At 61.7% G+C, this 8937-nt stretch carries 7 protein-coding genes and 1 pseudogene; 6 read left to right on the forward strand and 2 right to left on the reverse strand.

Features of this window, described 5'->3' with window-relative positions:
- A pseudogene (locus AB3X89_RS38085) lies at window positions 1-428 on the reverse strand (DUF4158 domain-containing protein); the annotation flags it as partial.
- Between the two features lie 198 nt (window positions 429-626).
- Complete coding sequence (locus AB3X89_RS38090) at window positions 627-1124, reverse strand: Lrp/AsnC family transcriptional regulator (RefSeq protein ID WP_368587794.1); 498 nt, start codon at window positions 1122-1124, stop codon at window positions 627-629.
- A gap of 160 nt (window positions 1125-1284) precedes the next feature.
- Here AB3X89_RS38090 and glmS point away from each other — a divergent pair, with 160 nt between their 5' ends.
- The 6 genes from glmS (at window position 1285) to AB3X89_RS38120 (ending at window position 8081) form a co-directional block, all read left to right on the forward strand.
- On the forward strand, window positions 1285-3114 hold the full coding sequence (glmS, locus tag AB3X89_RS38095) for a glutamine--fructose-6-phosphate transaminase (isomerizing) (protein ID WP_368587795.1): 1830 nt from the start codon (window positions 1285-1287) through the stop codon (window positions 3112-3114).
- A 370-nt stretch (window positions 3115-3484) separates the two neighbouring features.
- Window positions 3485-4408: a hypothetical protein gene (locus tag AB3X89_RS38100; RefSeq protein ID WP_368587796.1), complete on the forward strand. Its 924-nt coding sequence runs from the start codon at window positions 3485-3487 to the stop codon at window positions 4406-4408.
- Between the two features lie 268 nt (window positions 4409-4676).
- The gene (locus AB3X89_RS38105) at window positions 4677-6389 is read left to right on the forward strand and encodes a phage integrase family protein (RefSeq protein ID WP_368587797.1); all 1713 of its coding nucleotides are present in this window, start codon (window positions 4677-4679) and stop codon (window positions 6387-6389) included.
- A 152-nt stretch (window positions 6390-6541) separates the two neighbouring features.
- Entirely contained in the window at window positions 6542-6811 is a 270-nt protein-coding gene (locus AB3X89_RS38110; RefSeq protein WP_368587798.1) for a DUF1488 family protein, read from the forward strand.
- 656 nt (window positions 6812-7467) lie between these two features.
- Window positions 7468-7758, forward strand: a complete 291-nt coding sequence (locus AB3X89_RS38115) for a type II toxin-antitoxin system CcdA family antitoxin (RefSeq protein ID WP_368587799.1) — start codon at window positions 7468-7470, stop codon at window positions 7756-7758.
- Window positions 7758-8081 carry a CcdB family protein gene (locus tag AB3X89_RS38120; protein ID WP_368587800.1) on the forward strand — a complete coding sequence of 108 codons (324 nt, stop codon included), beginning with the start codon at window positions 7758-7760 and terminating at the stop codon, window positions 8079-8081. Before AB3X89_RS38115 ends, AB3X89_RS38120 begins: the two co-directional genes overlap by 1 nt.
- The last annotated feature ends 856 nt before the right edge of the window (window positions 8082-8937 follow it).

The raw sequence follows: 8937 nt of genomic DNA on the forward strand, positions 1-8937 counted from the left end.
TTTCGAATCTGGCCAGGTCGGCAGGCGTCATCTGCGCGCCTTCGCGGGCGATCTTGAGCAGACGGTTCCGGTGAACCATCCGGTCGAGGCCTGCGGGCAGGTCAATGGCGTGGAGGATTTTGAGGCGGTCGATGTGCTGCAGCATCTGCCGGGAATTCGCCTTGCCCGGCGGTAGCCAACCACGCGAGCCACGTCATGCGGCCGTCGTCCCGACGCTTCAGCAACTCGTCCAGTCTTTGCCGGTGACCCTCCGACAGCGATTCCGTGAGCACGTCGTGGATGCGACGCGTCGCGCGGGTGACCGCTTCAGCACAGATCCGCTCGATCACGTTCGAACCCGGCAACAGGATTGCCCGCCGGCGCAGATATTCGAGCAGCGCCTGCGCGAGTACGAGGCCCTTGTCGGTCTGCATTGCCAGGTCGACGAGCGCGTGAGGACCAGAGCGTGCGGCGCGGTGGATTCCGGCCACTGCGTTCTGCCCGGCACCACCAGCTTTAGCCTTTCCTGATGGGGTTGGTGTGCGCGGCAACTATCCTGGGTAAGCTGGCCGAGCGGCTCAGAGCTGGCCGAAAGCCGACGTTGAGGCCCCCAGATTGTTGACGAAAAGCCTCCCGATCTACCAACTTCACTCCGTACCAACTTTGCCCGACATAGACCGTACAGGCGCATTCGCCTCGAACTTGGCGCGATGCGTCGAGAAGAACGTTCGGACATTGCGTATGTTCGATGAGCTCGTGAACAACCGACGCGCGAGTTCGTCGTAAGCGGCCATGTCCATCACATCCGCGACCACGATAAAGTCCGGCCCGGGCGACACCCGGTAACACTGCGTGACGCTCGGCTCCGCGCAGATATACGTCTCAAAGCGCTCGTGATCTTCCGCTGTCTGCCGGTCGAGACTCACCTCGATGATCGCCGTCATCGTCGCGCCGAGCTTCGAATGATCGAGGATCGCAATTTCGCGCTGGATCACGCCGGTTTCCCGCAACCGGTTCACGCGACGCAGGCACGTCGGCGGCGACGTATGCGCGCGTTCAGCAAGTTCGATATTCGATAAGGCGCAATCGGTTTGCAGTATCCCGAGTATGCGCAGGTCAAGCTCGTCGAGTGTGATACTGGGCATGCGGTCCTCGCAATCATCGGCAGAATATGAAATTAAATTTCACCACGCTTTGATGCTAGATTGAAATTTCATTTCACTTATATTTATGACATTTAATTTCACAGAATCGACTTTACTATCGCTGCACCGGTTCCCAACGAACCCCTAGCGGAGAAAAGTGATGTGTGGAATTGTCGGTGCGGTCGCACAACGGAACATCCTGCCTGACCTCATCAACGGTCTTAAGCGGCTCGAATATCGCGGTTACGACTCGTGCGGCGTTGCGCTGTACCAGGATCGCGAACTCGTGCGTGCGCGCAGTGTCGATCGTGTCGCCACGTTGCAGCAGGAAATCGCGAAGCTGTCGATGTCGGGCTATACCGGCATTGCTCACACGCGCTGGGCGACTCACGGCAAGCCGGTCACGGACAACGCGCATCCGCACTTCTCGCCCAGTGCCGATTCGCCGCGCATCGCGTTGTCTCACAACGGCATCATCGAAAACTACGAGGAGCTGCGCGCGACCCTCAAAGGTCACGGATACGTGTTCTCGAGCCAGACCGATAGCGAAGCCATCACCCATCTGATCGACTATCTGTACAACGGCGATCTGTTCGACGCAGTCCGCGAAGCCGCTACTCGCTTGCGCGGCAGCTACGCGATTGCAGTGATCTGCCGTGACGAACCGCATCGACTGGTGGGGGCGCGCGACGGCATGCCGCTCGTGATCGGTCTCGGCGAAGGCGAAAACTTCCTCGCTTCCGACGCCATCGCGCTGTCGGGCGTGACGGACAAGATCGCGTACCTGGAAAACGGCGATGTCGTGGACATTCAGCTTCATCGCCACTGGATCGTCGATGCCGACGGACGCCGTGTCGAACGTTCCATCCACACCGTCGCCGCGCACAGCGGCGCGGCCGACCTCGGACTGTATCGCTACTACATGCAAAAGGAGATTTTCGAGCAGCCCCGTGCAGTCGCGGAGACTTTGCAGGACGTGTCGTCAATCATGCCGGAACTGTTTGGTGATAGTGCATGGCGCGTGCTGAACGCGGTGGATTCGGTCGTGCTGCTCGCCTGCGGAGGCAGTTTCCATGCTGCGCTGACGGCAAAATACTGGATCGAAAGCCTCGCGCAACTGCCCGTCAACGTCGAGATCGCCAGCGAGTACAGGTATCGCGAAAACGTGGCGAACCCCAACACCCTCGTGGTCGCGGTTTCGCAAAGCGGCGAGACCGCAGACGTGCTGGGCGCGATTCATGTCGCCAAACAGCAGGGGATGCTCAAGACGCTGGCTATCTGCAACGTGCCGACAAGTGCGCTCGTGCGCGAATGCGAACTGAATTTCATCACGCGCGCCGGCATCGAGATTGGCGTTGCATCGACCAAGGCTTTCACGACGCAACTCGTCGCCCTCTTCATGCTGACGCTCACGCTAGCGCAAATGCGCGGCCGTCTGTCCGACGACGACGAGCGGACCCATCTGCGGGCATTGCGCCATCTGCCCGACGCGATGAGCAAGGTGCTAGCCCTCGAGCCGCACATCATCGCGTGGTCGGAAATCCTGACGCGCAAGGAAAACATTCTGTTCCTCGGGCGCGGTATGCACTATCCGGTTGCGCTCGAAGGGGCGCTAAAGATGAAGGAGATCTCATACATCCACGCCGAAGGCTACGCTGCCGGCGAACTGAAGCACGGTCCGCTCGCGTTGATCTGCGAGCAGATGCCCGTGGTTGCCATCGCGCCGAACGATGGCCTCCTCGAAAAGTTGAAGTCGAACATGCACGAGGTGAACGCGCGCAACGGCAAGCTGTTCGTGTTCGCGGATATCGATTGCGGGCTGTCGCCGAGTCCGGACATCGAGGTGATCCGGCTGACCGAGTACTACGGTTTGCTTTCGCCTATCCTGCACACGATTCCGATGCAACTGCTCGCCTTTCACGCGGCCCTTGCGCGCGGCACGGATATCGACAAGCCGCGAAATCTCGCCAAATCCGTAACCGTTGAGTAACCGACAGGCTAGCCTTGAGCCGTCATCGAATCATTCGAAGAGCGCGTTGAGCGGTTTGGAAGTCGAGGAAAGACCGCTATATCGGGTCAGTCGGCGACGATCGCCCGTCGCTAACGTGCTTTATTTTCCGTTTTCTCAAGCGCCCCCCAGGAGACACGAAGCGGAAAGCCTGTACTGGCTGGCCATGTCAGCTCACGCGCTCGGCGTGCCCTGGCCTTCGTGTTTCCATCCGCTGAGGCCCATGCCCTTCCCATTACCGACGGCCCATCAGTGCGCACAGCATGAACGCATTTCATTGCCTGAGCACATGCCGGCGCAGTCCACGGCACGACCGCCTCCGATATCCGCATTCTGGGGCGACGCGCCCGACGTGATGGTGTATCGCGCGCTCGCGCGTCACATCCGCAGGCACGTCGCACCGCATTCCACACGGATCGTCACAGATTTCATTGATATGGCCGATCCACTGGAAATTGGTCGAACGATACGATCCGACGTGCGCGCGCTTCGCGCCTTCACGGATGTCCTCTGGGCGCGGGCGATCGAACCGGCCTCCGAGTTGCGCCGCTGGCCGGATCGACGACAGCCTCATGTCGCGCTCAGTGGTATTCGCGATAAGATCGCGAACGGGTACCGCGTTCAGGGCGCGAATCTCAATCCGAGGCAGGCGCGCTGGCTCTCATATCACGCCGCGCGCGTTACACTGGGCGCCCTCTGGCATGAAGCGACGCTACGGGCCGCGCTCGTAGCGAAGATGGGAGTTGCGGAATGGTCCGATACCGAACCGTATGCCCCCTGGAACCGCTGCGCATGGCTGGCCAGAGTTATGCCTGATGGGCTGAGCTTCGTGGCCGCGCACACTGATGCGTGGGAGACGGCACCCCACCCGACCAAACCTGAGCGACGCATCGCATCTGCCTGCGTGCACGAGCATCGTCGCAATGCGATGCTGGCCGACCACTCTGGCGCGTGCCTGACATGGTCGCGCGATACAGGGTGGAGTGTCATGGATACATTTCAACCCGGAGACCTCGACCTCCGCCGGCGGCGCCTGCTCGGGTTCAGGGGCAAGCGTCTGTGGTGCTGGATCTACCGAACTGGCGACGGACAATTCGCCGCGCGGCTGGCAGGCGCACAATTACAGGCGACACGAACCACACCTTGTGACGCGATCGCGGCCTTGCGGCGTAGCGCCGCCGACTATCAGCGCATCTTGCACGTCGCTCTGCCACACACACCAGCGGCACCACTTGTCCACCCCGAACCCATGGATCCGCTGCTCGCACACAGCTAGCGCGTGCTCGTTGGAGACGTCCAGCACTTTGGCGGCTTCTGGCGGTCCGGGCTTGAACTCGCCTGTGCGGCACGTCGTTACCAGCGAGCGCGAGTCCGCAGCCCGCGTGGCCGGGACGCTTGAACCTGTAGGCACAACTTTGCTTGCAATTTAGGCACAACTTTACTTGCGTAAGCGGCGCACCGGTGAAGATACGTGAGCCGAAGCGTGATCATTAAGATAATCCTTCTTATCATAAGGCATCTATTTCTACGATAAACTCGGCGTCATGACAATCTGCCTCACCTGGACCCCCGCCCCGGCCCCCACCGACCCGTACAGCTTTCCCAGGGCCGATGAACTCGCCGTGCTGCGTGCATGGTATGCGGGACTGCCCGTGCGCGAGGCGGTCGAGCGCTATCAGCCGGCGTCGCTGGGCGACGGTAAATCGGCTCGCGGCGTGCTCGGGCGCATCCGGCGCCGGCTTCAGGCCATCGCGCGCACCGCGCATCGTGACGACCTGGCCGCCCTCCTCGATCACCCCGCGGAAGATCGCACACGGCACGCCAAGGCAGTCGCGCACGCCATCGAATTGCTGCGCACCGCGCGTGCGCCCGAACCGCAGATCACCGATGACGTCGCGCAGTGGTTCGCACCACGAGCCGTGCGCGTGCTGCACGCCCACGCCATCCGCACGCTCGCGGATCTGACCGTACGCGTGCCGCGCCGCCGCCAGTGGTGGAAAGCGGTACCTGGCCTCGGTGTCGCCAGCGCCCGCGCGTTCGAGGCGTTTTTCGCGGCGTGGCCTGCCCTGACTGAAAAGGCGCGTGCGCTCGTGATCGCCAGCCGCCGCGGCGAGCTCGCACCGTGGGAATCGCTGCAGGTCCCGCACGAAGTCGATGGCTCCCAGGGGACCTTCCGCGCGCCGAAGGCCACCTGCGCGCTCGACGCCGACAACGACTACGAAGCGGTGCAGACCTGGCTTGCGCTGCACGAGTCTCCCGCCACGCAGCGCACCTACCGCAAGGAAGCCGAGCGCCTGATCCTGTGGGCGATTGTCGAGCGCGGCCGCGCGTTGTCCTCGCTCACGACGGAAGACGCGATTGCGTATCGCGCGTTCCTGCGCCACCCGTCGCCGCGCGCTCGCTGGGTTGGGCCGGTACGGCCACGCACGTCGCCGGACTGGCGCCCGTTCAGCGGCAGCCTGTCGGCCCGCTCGGTCGCGCATGCGCTGTCGATACTGGGCGCACTGTTCCGCTGGCTGATCGAGCAGCGCTACGTGCTCGCCAATCCGTTCGCGGGCGTGAAGGTGCGCGAGGCCAGCGGCGTCAACGTGCTGGATACGTCGCACGCGTTCAGCGAGGGCGAATGGGCGCTCGTGCGCACGATCGCCGATGGACTCGAGTGGTCGCATGGCTGGTTAGCCCCGGCGGCACAACGGCTGCGCTTTCTGCTCGACTTTGGCTACGCGACCGGGCTGCGTGCGAGCGAACTGGTCGGCGCCACGCTCGGGCACGTTGAGACCGATGCGCGCGGGGATCACTGGCTGCGCGTGACGGGTAAGGGAAAGAAGCTCGCGCGCGTCGCGCTGCCGCCACTCGCGTGGGACGCCCTCGCACAGTATCTCGCCGGACGCGAGTTGCCGATCGCGCCGGTGCGCTGGCGGTCGGAAACGCCGGTCATCGGCAGCCTCGAGACAGACAGTGAGGCAGCGATCAGCAGCGCGCGGCTCTGGGGTGTGCTCAGGCGCTTCTTCCTACTCGCCGCGCAGGCCATCCAGGCGGATCATCCGCCACTGGCAGAGAAGCTGCGTCGCGCGAGTCCGCACTGGATGCGCCACACTCACGCCACCCATGCGCTGGGGCGCGGCGCGGAACTGACCACCGTGCGGGACAACCTGCGGCACGCGTCCGTGTCCACGACGTCGATCTATCTGCACAGTGATGAGGTGAAGCGGGCCAGGCAGATCGGGGATGCTTTTGCCAGTGACAGACGCAAGTAGTCAGCGCGCAACCGGCGTTGAGAACCGCGGCCTTCCATGCAGTCCGACGTGGCTCGCCATAACCAGCGACGCGCAAACTTGGACTGCACCCGAAATTCAAAAGCTGTGCAAAAATCATCGTGACCTGATCGGAAGCGCCGTGCCCGCCACCTATGGAAACCGTCGAACTTGAGCCGCAGGTGCTTGCCAATCGCCGCGGCGTGGCATTTTCTCTTGTCTTCCAGAACCGCCCGGTCGAATGCGTCATCACGATCGCGGCGTTGGAAGCGTATTTCTGGCTCGATCCACGTGCGGACAACGAGCGCATCCTCAAAACCTTTCGTAATGGGTACGGCCGCATCCGGGCGATCGCCGAACGGAAGTTGCTCGCCCATCCTGCGGCACGACTCGAGCTGACGCCGGCAGATTTCTCGCGCCCCTGAGACACCGGTTTCGCTTGAGACGCGTCCTTCACCTCACATCCCGGAATCGACTCCGATAGCGCGCTCAGCTGGTCTGCGGTCAGTTGAGCGGCGGGTTCGCGGCTCACAAGTGAAGTCGCTTTGATGGAAGCATCCTAGCCGTTGCCAAGCACGTGCATCCCGCCGCGAGGGCAAGCCGGCGCCGTCGCTTTTTTGTGAGCTGGTTTTGGGGCGAAGCCCGAGCAGGAGGTCGGAAGACTGGGACCGTTAGTTGCACGTCTGAACTGCAGACATTGAATTGCAGCGACCGTGGCGATGTGCTTGCAACGCCTGACACTTCGCCGCACATTGCATGGGACTGTTCGCGCTAAAGCGGATCCCCGGGGGCAACGGGTCATCGAGTACAGGGGAATTGCCCGGCTGGCGACACGCCGCCGAAGCTGGCCACACGTTCGTGTTCGGCCTGTCTGACGGACGTGTGATCTACGGCAGCCGTGGTGGCAATAGCGCCCGCTTCATGAACCATGCGTGAACGCTTTATCGACCCGTGCGCCTTTGACGTACGTCAGAACAAAAACGTACACCCTATTGCTGGAACTGACGGCTGGTCCAGAATTTTGCGGCTGGCGCGAAGCATGGCATACTATGCGCATGATTCATGCACGTAGGAAACGCTCATGATCAATACAACTGTGGGGCGGCCGGACGCCACGAAACGTGTCGCTAAAGCGCATGCCCCGGCAACGACAACGCGCAAACCTACCAACGTTTCGCTTCCGACAGATCTCCTCGTACGCGCCAAGGAATTGAAAGTCAACGTTTCGCGCGCAAGCGAACGCGGCTTGCGCGAAGAAGTTCAAGCAGCCGAGGCTCGCGCCTGGGAGGAAAAGAACGCTGATTTCATCGCGGAAATGAATGCGCGTATCGAGCGCGATGGCTTGCCCCTCGAAGAGCACCGGATGTTTTGATGGCGCGTTTTGACCTTTACAAAAATCCTTCGTCAAGATCGAAAGCTATCTCACCGTTTCTGCTGGACGTGCAGAGTGACCATCTCGGCAACCTCATATCGCGTGTCGTCATTCCCTTGACACGAGTGACCGGCAACTACACGGCAAGCAAGGTTGCGCAGGATCTCTCGCCCATATTCGAACTTGAGGGAGAACAGTTCGTACTGGAAACGCCATTGCTCGGCGCGTTCAGGACAGGGGATCTGGGTCCGGCAATTGGCACGCTCAAAAATGATCAGGAACGGATCAGTGCCGCGCTTGATCGTCTGTTCGGCGCTTTTTGATCCAACTTCCGGCGGCGCACCGCCCCACACCAACGCTCCGGCATTGGCAGTACACGTGCCATTTACCGCCCATCGGGATGTCGTCGAACCATGTTGGTCAGCAATGCTGCGTCAGCGTAAACCCGCCGCAGCGCAGACGGTCCCATGCGCAATGTCTTCGGCATCAGATTCAGACACTGCGCGCCCCGATATTTGAGCTTGGCCTCTTGGCGCTGCAGACGACCTGATCGCGATTTTTTTTGGCGCATTGCGGAACGACAGGCGCCCTCCCCTCCGCCGTCATGTGTATGTTTCCGCTTTACCGGCGGCTATTCGCGGCGTTACGGTCATCCAGCCCCGCGTCCTAAGGACGCATAGTTCGGCCACAACTGACGCTCGTGTGTCGACTCTGACAAGCCCGTTTACGGCTGCTCACCGGGCGTTCCTCGAGGAACTGCGGCGAACGCCCGCTACCTAGTTTCACGAATGCGTACTGTCGGACCCAATACAGCCGCTCGATCCAATGTGCGCGAACGTCGGCTCCGCAAACACAGGCAGTCGTCGAGCCGTCCGTCCACGCTCTGCAGGGGATCTCGAACGGCAACGCCGCAGGCCGGCTTCTTGCTGTTCTTCGCAGAATGCACCAATCGACACTCATCGTTCGGGATTGACATGCGCCTGTTGCATCACCTCGCTGTTTCAATGGTTTTACCGCTAGCCTCTTGCGCGAGCGAACCATCAGGTCCAATTGGCGTCCGGCCAAGATCCGGTCAAATTGCTATCATAAGCTTTATGGTTATGAAGTCAGAAAAACCTATTCGACTAAGGAATAAGGTGCTTACGCCGTGGACGCCCGCTTGCCGTAGGCGTCGTTGGT

It is taken from the genome of Paraburkholderia sp. BR14320, from assembly GCF_040948665.1.
GTDB classification, from domain to species: Bacteria; Pseudomonadota; Gammaproteobacteria; order Burkholderiales; family Burkholderiaceae; genus Paraburkholderia; species Paraburkholderia youngii.

Coding starts and splice junctions, on each gene's coding strand:
- AB3X89_RS38110 (WP_368587798.1), top strand. CDS start 6,542: ATGGAAACCGTCGAACTTGAGCCGCAGGTGCTTGCCAATCGCCGCGGC.
- AB3X89_RS38115 (WP_368587799.1), top strand. CDS start 7,468: ATGATCAATACAACTGTGGGGCGGCCGGACGCCACGAAACGTGTCGCT.
- AB3X89_RS38105 (WP_368587797.1), top strand. CDS start 4,677: ATGACAATCTGCCTCACCTGGACCCCCGCCCCGGCCCCCACCGACCCG.
- AB3X89_RS38120 (WP_368587800.1), top strand. CDS start 7,758: ATGGCGCGTTTTGACCTTTACAAAAATCCTTCGTCAAGATCGAAAGCT.
- AB3X89_RS38090 (WP_368587794.1), bottom strand. CDS start 1,124: ATGCCCAGTATCACACTCGACGAGCTTGACCTGCGCATACTCGGGATA.
- glmS (WP_368587795.1), top strand. CDS start 1,285: ATGTGTGGAATTGTCGGTGCGGTCGCACAACGGAACATCCTGCCTGAC.